The 15,019-nt window shown below is 63.3% G+C and carries 12 protein-coding genes; 4 read left to right on the top strand and 8 right to left on the bottom strand.

All coding sequences use genetic code 11. The annotated features are described in order from the left end of the window. Positions 1 to 13 precede the first annotated feature (13 nt). Positions 14 to 898, bottom strand: coding sequence for a DMT family transporter (locus AC1Q6Z_RS03480; protein ID WP_492646750.1), 885 nt, complete (start codon positions 896 to 898; stop codon positions 14 to 16). Positions 899 to 1,218: 320 nt separating this feature from the next. On the opposite strand from AC1Q6Z_RS03480, the gene AC1Q6Z_RS03475 reads away from it, so the two are divergent. From AC1Q6Z_RS03475 to AC1Q6Z_RS03465, 3 genes are read left to right on the top strand one after another with little or no spacing between them, the layout of a single operon-like run. After that, positions 1,219 to 2,628 carry a circularly permuted type 2 ATP-grasp protein gene (locus tag AC1Q6Z_RS03475; RefSeq protein WP_256117658.1) on the top strand — a complete coding sequence of 470 codons (1,410 nt, stop codon included), beginning with the start codon at positions 1,219 to 1,221 and terminating at the stop codon, positions 2,626 to 2,628. A 5-nt stretch (positions 2,629 to 2,633) separates the two neighbouring features. Next, positions 2,634 to 3,575 carry an alpha-E domain-containing protein gene (locus AC1Q6Z_RS03470; protein WP_256117659.1) on the top strand — a complete coding sequence of 314 codons (942 nt, stop codon included), beginning with the start codon at positions 2,634 to 2,636 and terminating at the stop codon, positions 3,573 to 3,575. A 16-nt stretch (positions 3,576 to 3,591) separates the two neighbouring features. Beyond that, a complete protein-coding gene (locus AC1Q6Z_RS03465; protein ID WP_492646749.1) occupies positions 3,592 to 4,413 on the top strand; it encodes a transglutaminase family protein in 822 nt (273 codons plus the stop codon). Between the two features lie 188 nt (positions 4,414 to 4,601). Here AC1Q6Z_RS03465 and AC1Q6Z_RS03460 read toward each other — a convergent pair whose 3' ends face one another. From AC1Q6Z_RS03460 to chvE, 7 genes are all read right to left on the bottom strand, one after another. Then, positions 4,602 to 5,210, bottom strand: a complete 609-nt coding sequence (locus AC1Q6Z_RS03460) for a hypothetical protein (protein WP_492646748.1) — start codon at positions 5,208 to 5,210, stop codon at positions 4,602 to 4,604. 202 nt (positions 5,211 to 5,412) lie between these two features. Beyond that, the gene (gene araD, locus AC1Q6Z_RS03455) at positions 5,413 to 7,152 is read right to left on the bottom strand and encodes an L-arabinonate dehydratase (RefSeq protein WP_492646747.1); all 1,740 of its coding nucleotides are present in this window, start codon (positions 7,150 to 7,152) and stop codon (positions 5,413 to 5,415) included. A 50-nt stretch (positions 7,153 to 7,202) separates the two neighbouring features. After that, positions 7,203 to 8,636 carry an aldehyde dehydrogenase family protein gene (locus tag AC1Q6Z_RS03450; RefSeq protein ID WP_492646746.1) on the bottom strand — a complete coding sequence of 478 codons (1,434 nt, stop codon included), beginning with the start codon at positions 8,634 to 8,636 and terminating at the stop codon, positions 7,203 to 7,205. Positions 8,637 to 8,687: 51 nt separating this feature from the next. Then, positions 8,688 to 9,683, bottom strand: a complete 996-nt coding sequence (araD1, locus tag AC1Q6Z_RS03445) for an AraD1 family protein (RefSeq protein ID WP_492646745.1) — start codon at positions 9,681 to 9,683, stop codon at positions 8,688 to 8,690. Between the two features lie 127 nt (positions 9,684 to 9,810). After that, positions 9,811 to 11,019 carry a multiple monosaccharide ABC transporter permease gene (gene mmsB, locus AC1Q6Z_RS03440; RefSeq protein ID WP_492646744.1) on the bottom strand — a complete coding sequence of 403 codons (1,209 nt, stop codon included), beginning with the start codon at positions 11,017 to 11,019 and terminating at the stop codon, positions 9,811 to 9,813. Beyond that, positions 11,019 to 12,554, bottom strand: a complete 1,536-nt coding sequence (mmsA, locus tag AC1Q6Z_RS03435) for a multiple monosaccharide ABC transporter ATP-binding protein (protein ID WP_492646743.1) — start codon at positions 12,552 to 12,554, stop codon at positions 11,019 to 11,021. The genes mmsB and mmsA overlap by 1 nt, the downstream gene beginning before the upstream one ends. Before the next feature lie 120 nt (positions 12,555 to 12,674). Next, positions 12,675 to 13,748 (bottom strand): multiple monosaccharide ABC transporter substrate-binding protein, encoded by a 1,074-nt coding sequence (gene chvE / locus AC1Q6Z_RS03430; protein ID WP_256117669.1) that lies wholly within the window; start codon positions 13,746 to 13,748, stop codon positions 12,675 to 12,677. A gap of 255 nt (positions 13,749 to 14,003) precedes the next feature. On the opposite strand from chvE, the gene AC1Q6Z_RS03425 reads away from it, so the two are divergent. After that, on the top strand, positions 14,004 to 15,011 hold the full coding sequence (locus AC1Q6Z_RS03425) for a LysR family transcriptional regulator (protein WP_435267838.1): 1,008 nt from the start codon (positions 14,004 to 14,006) through the stop codon (positions 15,009 to 15,011). The last annotated feature ends 8 nt before the right edge of the window (positions 15,012 to 15,019 follow it).

The following is a 15,019-nucleotide window of genomic DNA, read 5'->3' as shown; positions in this document are numbered from 1 at the left end:
CGTTTTCGTTTGTTCACTCCGCGGGCGCGGGGTCCTTGCGGTTGGTGAGGTAGACGCCCGCCACGACGATCAGCGTGCCCAGAATCATCGGGATCGTCAGTTCCTCGCCGAAGATGGCGGCGGCCTGGAGGGCGGCGATCGGCGGCACGAGATAGATGAGGGACGCCGCACGGGAAACCTGGCCGCGGCGCAGCAGGTAGAGCAGCAGCAGGACCGCCCCCATCGAAATGCCGAGCACCGACCAGGCAAGCGCCGCGACGAAGGCCCAGCCGAAATCGACATGCAGGCTTTCGAGGCCCAGCGCAAGCGGCACGGTGACGATCAAGGCCCCGGCATATTGCAGGGTTGCGATCGCCCTGATGTCCCCGGTCGGCAGATATTGCTTCTGGTAGATCGTGCCATAGGTGACGGCGGCCATGCCGAGCATGTTGATGACAAGCGCGAAGGCCGGGATTTCCGCAGCCCCCTGCCCGAAGAATTTCGGCAGCACCGCGAGCAGGACGCCGAGGAAGCCGAGACAGAGGCCCGCCTTCTGCGTGCCGCTCAGCCGCTCGCCGATGAAATAGGGCGCGGCCAAAGCCGTCATCAGCGGCTGGAGTGCGGCAATGATGGAGGAGAGCGCCGCTGGCACGCCCTCGCCGATCGCCCACCAGACCGCCCCGAGATAGAGCCCGTGCAGGAAGGCGCCGGAGACCACGGCATGCACGATCGTGCGCCTGTCGCGCGGCCAGGCGACGCGCGAGACGACGCACAGCCCGCCGAAGAGAATGGCGGCGGCGATATAGCGGATGCTGAGAAAGGTCAGCGGCTCGGAGACGATGGCGCCGAACTTCGCGACGACCCAGCCGGTCGACCAGAGCAGGACGAAGATGGCCGGAGCCAGGCGATCGAGGAACATGGGACTTCCGGCAGAAGGACAATCGGTGGGCGAGCGATAGGCGCCGCCCCCGTGATGGTCAAAGGAATTTCCTTGATGATTAGGTTCAACGAAAGGCGCGACGGTGCAGCTTTTCGGCATCTGCCCATGTTTTCGGCACATCGCGCGCACGACGCCGGCGCGGGTAATGCACCGGCCGGTTCGGTCACACCGGAAAACCGTCCTGCCGGCCGGTTTAGCCGCGCTCAAAGCGGTATGAGAATTCTTCAGCGCTAATTGAGCATGGTTCTTGCATTGCCCCTGATGTTGTACTCAAATGGCGAAAAATAGGGAACACGCCTTTGGCATTTGACGAAATGATGAGCGCGGACTCCAACCCGCGGCAGCCATATGAAAACTACCATGACTGGTACGAGGGGCAGGATCGGGCTCGCCTGATTGCCAAATCGAGGGACGCCGAAAACCTCTTTCGAAAAACCGGCATCACTTTCGCGGTCTACGGACACGAAGACAGTTCTGAAAAACTCATCCCCTTCGACATCATCCCCCGCATCATTTCCGGCCGAGAATGGCGCAGGCTCGCCCAGGGCATCGAACAGCGGGTCATCGCCCTCAACGCCTTCCTCGACGATATTTACCACAAGCAGGAGATCATCAAGGCCGGCCGCGTGCCGCGCGAGCTGATCGAGCGCAATGTCGCCTTCCTGCCGCAGATGATCGGCTTCAAGCCGCCGGGCGGCGTCTATACCCACATCGTCGGCACCGATATCGTGCGCACCGGCGAAGACCAGTTCTACGTGCTGGAAGACAATGCCCGCACGCCCTCCGGCGTCAGCTACATGCTGGAAAACCGGGAAACCATGATGCAGATGTTCCCGGAGCTGTTCCACCTGAACAAGGTGCGCCCGGTGGAAGACTATCCGAAGACCCTGCGCCAGAGCCTCGCTTCCCTCGCGCCGCCCGGCTGTTCCGGCAAGCCGCGCATCGCCGTGCTGACCCCCGGCATCTTCAATTCCGCCTATTACGAACATTCCTTCCTCGCCGACATGATGGGCGTGGAGCTGGTCGAGGGCTCGGACCTGCGCGTCGTCGATGGCAAGGTGAAGATGCGCACGACCCGCGGCTACGAGGCGATCGACGTGCTCTACCGCCGCGTCGACGACGATTTCCTCGACCCCCTCACCTTCCGGCCGGATTCCGCACTCGGCATCCCCGGCATCATGGACGTCTACAAGGCCGGCAACATCACGATCGCCAATGCGCCGGGCACCGGAATTTGCGACGACAAGGCGATCTATTCCTACATGCCGGAGATCGTGGAGTTCTATACGGGCCGCAAGGCGCTGCTCGAAAACGTGCCGACCTGGCGCTGCTCGGAAGAAGACAGCCTGAAATATGTGCTCGAACATCTCGAAGAGCTCGTCGTCAAGGAGGTGCACGGCTCGGGCGGCTACGGCATGCTCGTCGGCCCGACCGCCTCGAAGAAGGAATGCGCAGCCTTTGCCGAAAAGCTGAAGGCCCGGCCGTCGAACTACATCGCGCAGCCGACGCTGTCGCTCTCCACAGTCCCCATCCTCGTCAACAAGGGCATCGCGCCCCGGCACGTCGACCTCCGGCCCTACGTGCTCGTTTCCGACAAGGTGAAGATCATTCCGGGCGGGTTGACCCGCGTGGCGCTGAAAGAAGGCTCGCTGGTGGTGAACTCCAGCCAGGGCGGCGGCACGAAGGACACCTGGGTACTGGAGGACTGACGCCGATGCTGGGAAGAACTGCAAACGGCCTATACTGGATGTTCCGCTACATCGAGCGGGGCGAAAACATTGCCCGCCTCATCGACGCGGGCCTGCGCATGGCGCTGACGCGCAGCGGCTCCAGCGACGAGGACTGGGACGGCGTGCTGCAAAGTGCCGGCGTGCGCGAGGATTTCGACGAGGTGCACGGCAAGCTCACGGGCGCCGACGCCATCGACTACCTGCTGCGCGACCCCGCCAACCCGTCGAGCGTGATGTCCTGCATCGAATCGGCGCGCAACAATGCCCGCATGGTGCGGACGGCGCTGACGCGGGAGACCTGGGAAGCAACCAACGAGTGCTGGATCGAGCTGAAGCTGGCGCTCTCCAAACGCGTAAAGCCCGCCGACATGCCGGAGGTGATCGGTACGATCAAGCGTTGCACCGCCCTCATCCGCGGTGCCTTCCACGGCACCATGCTGCGCGACGACATCTACAATTTCTCGCGCATCGGCACCTTCATCGAGCGGGCGGACAACACCGCGCGCATCCTCGACGTGAAGTATTACGTGCTCCTGCCGGCGATCGCCAAGGTCGGTTCCTCGCTCGACAACATGCAGTGGGAATCGATCCTGCGCTCGGTCTCGGCGCACCGCTCCTACAGCTGGGTCTATGACGGCGACTATTCCGCGACCAACATCTCGGATTTCCTGATCCTCAACGACCGCATGCCGCGCTCGCTCGCCTATAGCTACGACAAGATCGTCAGCAATCTCGGTTATCTCGCAAAACTCTACGGCGACAACCACGCGGCGCACGAGACGGCCTCCGCCACGCTGATGCTGCTCAGGAGCCGCAACATCGACGACATCATGGAACAGGGTCTCCATGAATTCATCGAGGAGTTCATCGTGCACAACAACCGCCTCGGAGAGGAAATCTCCGAAGGCTACCGCTTCTACCGATAGGCTGACGGGGCAACCAATGCGACTGAAGATCAGCCACACGACGGAATATCACTATGACGACCCGGTGCAGTATTCGCTGCAACGGCTGCGGCTGACGCCCAAGACCCAGCCCGGCCAGCGCGTGCGCGACTGGAAGACCACAGTGCACGGCGCCCGCCTGGAGGCGGGTTACACCGATCACTTCGGCAACCATGTCGACCTCGTCAGCACCAATGCCGAACAGGTGACGATCCGCATCGTCGCCGAGGGCGAGGTGGAGACGGAGGACCGCGCCGGCGTCTTCGGCCCGCACCAGGGGTTCGTGCCGCTCTGGCTGTATCTGCGCGAAACGCCGCTGACCAAGCCCGGCGCGCTGATCCACGAACTGGCCAAGGCCGCCAGCGGCGAAAACGAACTGGCGCGCATGCACGCGCTCATGGAGGCAATCCACCTGGCCGTCGCCTACAAGCCGGGCGAAACCGCCTCCGACACCACGGCCGAAGAGGCGCTGGAAAAGAAGCAGGGTGTCTGCCAGGACCACGCGCATATCTTCATCTCCGCCGCGCGTTCGCTCGGCCTGCCGGCGCGCTACATTTCCGGCTACCTGCTGATGGAAACGCCCGAGCAGACGGCAAGCCATGCCTGGGCGGAGGTGCACCTGCAGGGGCTCGGCTGGGTCGGTTTCGACGCGGCCAACAAGATCTGCCCGGACGCACGCTATGTCCGCCTGTCCAGCGGCCTCGACTATGCCGACGCCGCCCCCATTTCCGGCATGGTGGTGGGCACGGCGGCGGAAACGATGAGCGTTGCCATAACGGTGGAAACGTCCGGCCAGAGCCAATCGCAAAGCCAGAGCTGACGGCAGTTGAATCAGGATTCCCAAAGGGCGCCGTAACGCCCTGAATCTGCTGCACAAGCCCTTAAATCGAATCCGCTTTAAGGGCTTGTGCAATCGCTTTAACGCGACGCCGTTTCGAGCAGGCGGCAGAGTTTCACGAGGGCGGCATCATAACCGCCGCTGTCAACGCCGCGACAGCGCTTGATGAGCTACATGCGATCGTTGCCGGAAAGCCGTGAGAATTCGCGAACGACCGTGCGGTCATCCGGGTCGCCGCGCCGGTCGTCATCGCCGAGCGAGCGCGGCTCGCGGCGGTCCGGCCGGCCGAGCACGTCGTCGTCGCCGAGGCTGACATCCACATCGGCATCCAGCAGGCCGCGGCCGCCGACCGTGGCACCGACATCCGCCGCAAGGCCATCCCGCCCGCCAACGGTCGCCCGCACGTCCGCATCCGCAAGGCCGCGCGATCCGCCGACATTGGCCCTGACGCCGGCATTCACGCCATCCCGCCCGCCGAGGCCGGCCTTCACATCCGCATCGGCAAGCCCGCGGGCACCGCCGACATTCGCCTTGGCATCGGCCTTCAGGCCATTCCTGCCACCTACCCGCGCGCCGACATTGGCATCGGCGAGACCCTTGCTGCCGCCGACCCGGGCATCGACGCCGGCCTTCACGCTACCGAGGCTCACACCGACACCCACGCCGAGGCCGCCCCGATTGCCGCGATCGGCCGCGTGAACCGGCACGGCAAGAACCGCCGCGACCAGCACGGCCGCGGAGAGTTTTGGAATCGATACACCGTCTGATGCTCTGAACATGGAAACCTCCCATTCAGCGACCGACCCGGGAGTGGACCGGTATCGTGAAATGGAAGGGGAAGATGACCTCCGCGGTTCCTCGCGCAGGACGGCAGGTGGCCGCAAAGGAAAAGGAAAGGTTGCATTCGGTCCGAAGAGCAGGCCAATCCGTGCCAGAACGGCACAGATTGGGCGCGGCCTGCAAAGCCGCGCCCGAAAAAGCTCAGTGGCTGTCCTTGCCCACCGCGCTGCCGCGACACCCCTTGAGGAAGTCGAGATCGGCGCCGGTATCGGCCCCCTGGACATGCTGCTGGTGCAGCCAGGCGTAACCCGACGCAGGCAGGTCATGGTTTGGCGTCCAGGCGGCAAGCCGGCGCGCCAGCTCCTCCTCGGAAATGTCGAGGTGCAGGCGGCGGTTCGGCACGTCCAGCTCGATCATGTCGCCGTTCTTCACCACCGCAAGCGGCCCGCCGACGGCGGCTTCCGGCGAGGTGTGCAGCACGACGGTGCCGTAGGCTGTGCCCGACATGCGCGCGTCGGAGATGCGCACCATGTCGGTGATGCCCTTCTTCAGCACTTTCGGAGGAAGACCCATATTCCCGACCTCGGCCATGCCCGGATAACCCTTCGGCCCACAGTTCTTCATGACCATGACGCAGGTCTCGTCGATGTCGAGAGCGTCGTCGTTGATCTTGGCCTTGTAGTCGTCGATATCCTCGAACACGACCGCCCTGCCCCGATGCGTCAGAAGATGCGGCGAGGCGGCCGACGGCTTCAGCACCGCGCCCTTCGGCGCGAGATTGCCGCGCACGACGACGATGCCGCCCGATTGCGTCAGCGCCTTTTCGGCCGGAAGGATGACGTCCTCGTTCCAGTTGACGACGTCCTTGACCTCGTCCCAGACGGTTTCGCCGGAGACCGTTATCGCATCCTTGTGCAGGAGGCCGGCCTCGCCGAGACGCTTGAGAACGACCGGCAGGCCGCCGGCATAGAAGAACTCTTCCATCAGGTATTTGCCTGACGGCATCAGGTTGACGATGGTCGGCACGTCGCGGCCGCAGCGGTCCCAGTCGTCCAGCGTCAGGTCGATACCGACACGGCCCGCCATGGCGAGCAGGTGGATGACGGCATTGGTCGATCCGCCGATCGCCGCATTGGTGCGGATGGCATTCTCGAAGGCTTGCTTCGTCATGATGTCGGACGGCTTCAGGTCGTCCTTGACCATCTGCACGATACGGCGGCCGGTAAGCTGCGCCATGACCTTGCGGCGGGAATCGACGCCCGGAATGGCGGCATTGCCTGACAAAGCCATGCCGAGCGCCTCTGCCATGGAGGCCATGGTGGACGCCGTGCCCATGGTGTTGCAGGTGCCGGAGGAACGGCTCATCGAGGCTTCCGCCTCCAGGAACTCTTCCTGCGTCATCTCGCCGGCCTTCACCATTTCGGAGAACTTCCACAGATGCGTGCCGGAGCCGACGCGCTCGCCGCGGAAATAGCCGTTGAGCATCGGACCGCCCGTGACGACGATCGACGGCAGGTCGACAGAGGCTGCCGCCATGATCAGCGACGGCGTGGTCTTGTCGCATCCGACCATCAGCACGCAACCGTCCATCGGCTGGCCGCGGATCGTTTCCTCGATCGCGAGCGCCGCGAGGTTGCGGTACATCATCGCGGTCGGGCGGAAGGTGTTTTCGGAGGCCGAGAACACCGGCACTTCCATCGGGAAGCCGCCGGCCTCCCAGATGCCCGCCTTCACCTTTTCGGCGAGTTCGCGCAGATGGCCGTTGCACGGCGTCATATCCGACCAGGTGTTGAGGATGCCGATCACCGGGCGACCGTCGAACAGGTCGTGCGGATAGCCCTGGTTCTTCATCCAGCCACGGTGATAGATCACATCACGGCTGGTGCCGCCGTACCATTCCTGCGATCTCAGCTTGCGCGGCCATTCCGCTTTCTTCTTCATGTCTCTCAGTCCTTGAAGGGCCTGCCCCGAAAAACCGGGCGGCCTTTGCCTCACGCCAGCGTGTAGGCGGTCTTGACGGTTGTGTAGAATTCGTTGGCGTATTTGCCCTGCTCGCGCGAGCCGTGCGACGAGCCCTTGCGGCCACCGAACGGCACATGGAAATCGACGCCCGCCGTCGGCAGGTTCACCATCACCATGCCGGCCTCCGCATTGCGCTTGAAATGCGTCGCATGCTTCAAGCTCGTCGTCGCGATGCCGGAGGAGAGGCCGAACGGCGTGTCGTTGGCTATGGCGAGTGCCTCCTCGTAGTCCTTGACGCGGATGACCGCGGCGACCGGACCGAAGATTTCTTCACGCGAGATACGCATATCGTTCGTCGCCTCGGTGAAGAGGGCGGGCGCGAGATAGAAGCCGGGTGTGTCCCGCTTCAGCAGTTCGCCGCCGAAGGCGAGCCTGGCGCCTTCCTTCTGACCGATCTCGATATAGTCGGTGTCCTGCTTGAGCTGGCTCTCATCGACCACCGGGCCAATATGCGTGCCGGCCTTGAGGGCATCGTCGACGACGACGCTCTTCAGCCGCTCACCAACGGCGGCGACGAAACGGTCGTGAATGCCTTCGGTGACGATGACGCGCGACGAGGCCGTGCAGCGCTGGCCAGTCGAGAAGAAGGCCGAGTTGACGGCCGCCTCGACCGCGACGGTGAGGTCTGCATCGTCGAGAACGACGAAGGGGTTCTTGCCGCCCATTTCGAGCTGGTACTTGCGGTTATGCTCGACGGACGCGGATGCGACACGCTTGCCCGTGCCGGTCGAGCCGGTAAACGTGATGGCGTGCACGTCCGGGCTGTCGAGCATGGTCTGGCCGACGACGGAGCCCTTGCCCATGACGAGGTTCAGCACGCCCTTCGGAAGGCCGGCGCGCACGAGGATATCGACGATCGCCCAGGAGCAGCCCGGCACCAGTTCGGCCGGCTTGAAGACCACCGTGTTGCCGTAGCAGAGCGCCGGCGCGATCTTCCAGGCCGGGATGGCGATCGGGAAATTCCACGGCGTGATGATGCCGACGACGCCGACCGGCTCGCGGGTAATCTCGACGCCGATATTCGGACGCACCGAGGGCAGCACCTCGCCGGCAAGCCGAAGGCACTCGCCTGCGAAGAAGTCGAAGATCTGGCCGGCGCGCACCGTCTCGCCGATGCCTTCGGCAAGCGTCTTGCCCTCCTCGCGCGACAGCAGCCGGCCGAGTTCGTCCTTGCGGGCGAGGATCTCGTCGGCGGTCTTACGCAGGATGGCGTGGCGCTCAAGGATGCCGGAGCGCGACCAGGCCGGGAAAGCCGCCTTTGCCGCAGCGATTGCGGCTTTCGTGTCCTCGACGGAAGCGCGGGCATATTCGCCCACCACATCGTCGGTGTTCGACGGGTTGATGTTGCGGATCGCGTCCGAGCCGACCCATTCGCCGGCAATCAGGTTCTGGTGGATGGTCATGGGCTGTCGAGCCTCCTGTGTGTCATGGCGGCCGAGCGGCCGTCGCATCGATTACAATTGGCGGATTTCGATCTCGTCTTCCTTGGCGATCGCCAGCGGATTGCGCAGCGGCAGGCCAAAACCGTCGGCGCCGATCTCGAACACGTCGCCCTCTTCCGTGCGGATGCCGTCGCCGAAGGACAGCGTCGCCGTGCCGAACATGTGGACATGCACATCACCCGGCGCGCGGAACAGGCCGTATTTGAAGTGGTGGTATTCGAGGTTGGCGAAAGTGTGGGACATGTTCGCCTCGCCGGACACGAACGGCTTTTCCCACAGGACCGCGCCGCCACGCAGGATGCGCGAGAAGCCGCGGATATCCTCGGGCGCTGCGCCGACGCGGATTTCCGGGCCGAAGCTCGCCGGGCGCAGTTTCGAATGGGCGAGGTACAGATAGTTGATGCGCTCCGTCACGTGGTCGGAGAATTCGTTCGAGACGGCAAAGCCAATGCGGAACGGCGAGCCATCAGCCGCGATGATATAGATACCGGCCATTTCCGGCTCCTCGCCGCCATCGAGCGCGAAGGAGGGCGAGGTGAGCGCAGCACCCGGTGCAACGGCCTGCGAGCCGTTGCCCTTGTAGAACCATTCCGGCTGCACGCCCTTCTCGCCGGCTTTCGGCTTGCCGTTTTCGAGGCCCATGCGGAACATCTTCATGGAATCCGTCAGCGTCTCTTCGGCCGCTTCCGTCGTCTTCTTGTGCATGGAATCGCGTGTTGCAGCAGAGCCGAGATGGGTAAGGCCCGTGCCGGTCAGGTGCAGGTGGGCGGCGTCCGGATGGGTGATCGGCGACAGCAGCCGGCCATCGGCGTAGGCCTCTTCCAGATCGACCTCGTCGCCCAGCCCCTTGGCATCGATGACAGCTTTGAGCGACTGGCCGCCATTGGCCGCTTCCATGGCGAGCGCATAGACGCTTGCCGCACCCTTCACCGCGCGGCCCTGGCCGCCCTCTTCCCGCACGACGACCGTGATCGAACCGTCGGCATTTCCGACCTGCGAAATCAGCATTTCCATTTCCTTCCTGGAGCCGGCTCTAGCCAAGGCTCCGCACCTGCGGTGGACGGACGCCACCACACTGGCCGCCTCGGCGGCTCGTCAGAGACACATGCAATGCGGAGGGTTGGCCGGTTTCCGGTCAGCCCTTGTTCTTGTTGTAGACGTCGAAGAACACGGCAGCGAGCAGCACCAGGCCCTTGATGAGCTGCTGGTAATCGATGCCGATACCCATGATCGACATGCCGTTGTTCATGACGCCCATGATGAAGGCGCCGATGACCGCGCCGGTGATCTTGCCCACGCCGCCGGAGGCCGAAGCGCCGCCGATGAAGCAGGCCGCGATGACGTCGAGCTCGAAGCCGACGCCGGCCTTGGGGGTCGCGGAGTTGAGACGGGCGGCGATGATCATGCCGGCGAGTGCCGCAAGCGCGCCCATGTTGACGAAGGTGTAGAAGGTCAGCCGCTCTGTATTGATGCCCGAAAGCTTCGCCGCCTTCTCGTTGCCGCCCATCGCATAGATACGCCGGCCGATCGTCGTGCGCGTCGTGACGAACGTATAGAGCACGATCAGGAGGCCCATGATGACGAGAACGTTCGGCAGGCCGCGATAGGTGGAAAGCTGGAAGCCAAGGAAGATCGCCACCGCGCTGATGATGACCATCTGCCCGGCGAAGAAGGCGAAGGGCTCGTTCTCGGTCTCATGCAGCGCGTTCTGGCTGCGCTCGCGAAGGCCGGCATAGATGGCGTAGCCGACGAGCAGGATGACCACGACGAGCGCGAAATAGTTCTTGATAAGACTGGTTGCCGGGTCGGTGATCGACAGGAAGTCCGGCACGAAACCGGTGGAGAGGATCTGGAAGTCCTTGGGGAACGGACCGACCGGGCGGCCGCCAAGCACGACATAGGTCATGCCGCGGAAGACGAGCATGCCGGCGAGCGTGACGATGAAGGACGGGATCTTCTGGTAGGCGACCCAATAGCCCTGTGCCGCGCCCATCGCCGCGCCGACGAGAATGCAGGCCGGCACGACGATGATCGCCGGTACGCCCCATTTCACCAGCATGATCGCCGATATCGCCCCGATGAAGGCGACGATGGAGCCGACCGACAGGTCGATATGCCCCGCCACGATGATCAGCAGCATGCCGAGCGCCATGATGACGATGAACGAGTTCTGCAGCACCAGGTTGGTGATGTTGACCGGGCGGAAGAGCACGCCGTTGGTGATGACCTGGAAGAAGATCATGATCACGACGAGCGCGACCAGGAGGCCATATTCGCGGATGTTCTTCTTGAGGTATTCCCCCACCGAAGGCTGGGTCGTCTTTGTCGCGGTGTCGGTGGACATCAGTGTTTCTCCCCGGAGCGCATGATGGCGCGCATGATGGATTCCTGGCTTGCTTCCGCCTTGGAGAGCTCGGCCACGATGCGTCCTTCGTTCATGACATAGATGCGATCGCAGGTCCCGAGCAGTTCCGGCATCTCCGACGAGATCATGAGGATGCCCTTGCCCTCGGCGGCAAGCTGGTTGATGATTGTATAGATTTCGAACTTCGCGCCGACATCGATGCCGCGCGTCGGCTCGTCGAGGATCAGCACCTGCGGATCGGTGAACAGCCACTTCGACAGCACGACCTTCTGCTGGTTGCCGCCCGAAAGATTGACCGCTTCCTGATAGATCGAGTGGGACCGGATGCGCAGCCGCGAGCGGTAGCCGGAGGCGACCTTGGTCTCCTGGTGATTGTCGATCACCGCCGCCTTGGAGACGCCCTTGAGGTTGGCGAGCGTCGTGTTGTGCATGATGTTGTCGATCAGCACGAGGCCGAGATGCTTGCGATCTTCCGTCACATAGGCAAGGCCCGCATCGATCGCCTTGGGAATGGTGCTGACATCGACCGGCTTGCCGCGCATCGCGACCTCGCCGGTGATCTTGTGGCCCCAGGACTTGCCGAAGATGCTCATCGCCGTCTCGGTGCGGCCCGCCCCCATCAGCCCGGCAATGCCGACCACTTCGCCGGCGCGCACGTTGAGGCTGATATTGTGCAGGAACTGCCGGTCGCGGTGGTGCTGGTGGAAGACGTTCCAGTTCTTCACTTCCAGCAGCGTCTCGCCGATCTTCGGCTCGCGGGCCGGATAGCGGTCTTCCATCTCGCGGCCGACCATGCCCTTGATGATGCGGTCTTCGGAAATATCCTCGTGATGACAGTCGAGGGTCTCCACCGTGCCGCCGTCGCGCAGAATGGTGATCTGGTCGGCGACCTTTTTGATCTCGTTCAGCTTGTGCGAGATGATGATCGACGTCATGCCCTGCGCGCGGAACTCCACGAGCAGCTTCAGCAGCGCATCGGAATCCTTCTCGTTGAGCGAGGCGGTCGGCTCGTCGAGGATGAGCAGGCGCACCTTCTTGGAGAGCGCCTTGGCGATCTCGACGAGCTGCTGCTTGCCGACGCCGATATCGGTAATCAGCGTGCCCGGCGGCTCCCTGAGGCCCACCTTGTTCAACAGTTCCTGCGTGCGGCGGAAGGCGAGCTTCCAGTCGATGATGCCGTTGGTCGCCACCTCGTTGCCGAGGAAGATGTTTTCGGCAATCGACAGAAGCGGCACCAGCGCCAGCTCCTGGTGAATGATGATGATGCCCAGATGCTCGCTGTCGGAGATCGTGGAGAAACGGCGGACTTCGCCGTCGAAATGGATTTCGCCCTCATAGGAGCCGGCCGGATAGACGCCGCTCAACACTTTCATGAGGGTGGATTTGCCGGCGCCGTTTTCGCCGACAAGGGCGTGAATCTCGCCTTCGCGGACTTTCAGGTTGACGTTGTCGAGCGCCTTTACGCCCGGAAACGTCTTCGTGATGCCACGCATTTCGAGAAGGGTCTTGCTCATGTATCAGTTTCCAGCAGCCGGTCCTCCACCATGCGGCGGTAAACCGAGCCTATTCGCTCTGCGATCCGGAGAAAAGAGGGTTCGCGCAGCTTGGCGCGAACCCCGGAGAATGGAGAACGATCAGTTCTTCAGCTGGTCGGCCGTGTAGTAGGCCGAGTCCGTGACGAGGATCTTCTCGGCATTGGACTTGTCGACGGCAACCGGCTTCAGGAGGTAGGACGGAACGACCTTGACGCCATTGTCATAGGTCTTGGTGTCGTTCACTTCCGGCTCCTTGCCTTCGAGGATCGCGTTGACCATGCTGACGGTGACCTTGGCCAGTTCGCGCGTGTCCTTGAAGACCGTCGAATACTGTTCATCGGCGAGGATCGACTTGACGGACGGCAGTTCGGCGTCCTGGCCGGTGACGATCGCCATCGGCTGGTCGCCCGAGCCGTAGCCGACGCCCTTCAGGGCCGACAGGATACCGATCGAGAGACCGTCATAGGGCGACAGAACGCCATCGACGCGGCCGTCGGTGTAGGTCGAGGACAGCAGGTTTTCCATGCGGGCCTGGGCCACGGCACCGTCCCAACGCAGCGTGCCGACGGTTTCCATGCCGGTCTGGCCGGACTTGATGACGATGTCGCCGCTGTCGATCAGCGGCTGGATGACCGACATTGCGCCGTCATAGAAGAAGAAGGCGTTGTTGTCGTCCGGCGAACCGCCGAAGAGCTCGACGTTCCACGGCTTGGTGTCCGGGAACTTCGCCTTGAGGCCGTCGACGAGGCTGGTGGCCTGCAGAACGCCGACCTGGAAGTTGTCGAAGGTGGCGTAGTAGTCGACATTGCCCGAATCGCGGATCAGGCGATCGTAGGCGATGACCTTCACGCCGGCATCGGCCGACTTCTGGAGAATGTCGGAGAGCGTCGTGCCGTCGATGGCGCCGATGACGAGAACCTTGGCACCCTTGGTGACCATGTTTTCGATCTGGGCGAGCTGGTTCGGGATATCGTCGTCAGCAAACTGCAGGTCCGGCGTGTAGCCGGCTTCCTTGAAGAGCTTTTCCATCGTCTCGCCGTCGGAAATCCAGCGGGTCGAGGTCTTGGTGGGCATGGAAATGCCGACCATGCCCTTGTCCTGGGCGAAGGACGGCGCCACGAACGACGCGACGCTGATGGCGGCGGCGGCGAGAAGCGAAGTGATCATTTTCATTGAAAGGTCTCTCCCTTGTGCGCACTGGCCGATATTGCGGCCAGGCATTGTTCTGTGCGCGACGGGGTCGCATTCAGACGACGGTCCAGACTGGCCGGGCGCAAGACCCGCCGGTCCCCACTCCCAAGGACCCCAGCGCACATTGGCGCAAGGTCGTACGAATTGCCATAACTGTCAAATGCAATAAGCTTCTAAATCGATATCAGAACTGATATATTATGGGGCAAATGTACTATTTTATGGATTGGAGTAACCATGCGTTTGGAGGACGATATCGACGAACGCCTCTTTTCCGATGACAGCGCCGACAACCTGCAGGGCGTCGGCCTGCTGCGCAGCGGCCTGAAGCTCAGCCACCTGCGCATGATCGTCGCGATCGAGGAGCACAAGCAGGTGAGCGCCGCAGCCGATGCGCTGAACATCTCGCAGCCCGCCGCCTCCCGCATGCTGACGGAAATGGAGACGATCCTCAAGGCCCAGTTGTGCGAGCGCGTCTCGCGCGGCGTGGCGCTGACGGCCTTCGGCCGCGCCTTCGCACGCCGGGCACGCACCATTCTGCTCGAACTGCGCGAGGTGGACCGCGAGCTTTCGGCGCTGAAATCCGGCACCGGCGGCTCGGTCTTCCTCGGTTCGGTGACGGCGCCGGCGATCAGCCTTGCCGTGCCGGCGATCCAGCAGGTCAGCGCCGCCTATCCCGGCATCGAGGTGAATGTGCGCGTCGAGACGAGCAACGTGCTCGCCCGGGAGTTGCTGGCGGCGCGGCAGGATTTCATCATCGCCCGCGTGCCGGACGATCTCAATCCGCGCCTCTTCAACGTCACCGAGATCGGCATCGAAAAGGCCTGTCTCATCGTGCGCAAGGGCCATCCGCTTCTTGAAAAACCCGTCGTCGGCCTCGCCGACCTGCCGCATTACGACTGGGTTTTCCAGCCGGCCGGCACGCTTCTGCGCCGACGCATCGAGGAACTGTTCATCGCTGCCGGCGTCGCCCTTCCCTCCACCGTGGTCAACACCTCGTCGATCCTGCTCACCACCGCCATCGTCTGCGGCTCGAATGCGATTGCCCCCGTCGCCCGCGACATGGCGGTCTTCATCGCCGATGTCGGCGCGCAGGCGGGTGACGTGCGCATCCTGAACACCGATTTCGAGATTGACATCAAGCCGTACAGCCTCATTTCCGTCAAAGGCAGGGCGCTGCCGCCGAGCGCCAAACTGCTCTATGATCTGATCCTGCAACGCAGCCGGATGCTCTCTCCGGACTGAGGAGACTT

The organism is Shinella sp. GW835-FHT14H05 (assembly GCF_058793575.1).
This window is presented reverse-complemented; position numbering and strand designations above follow the sequence as displayed.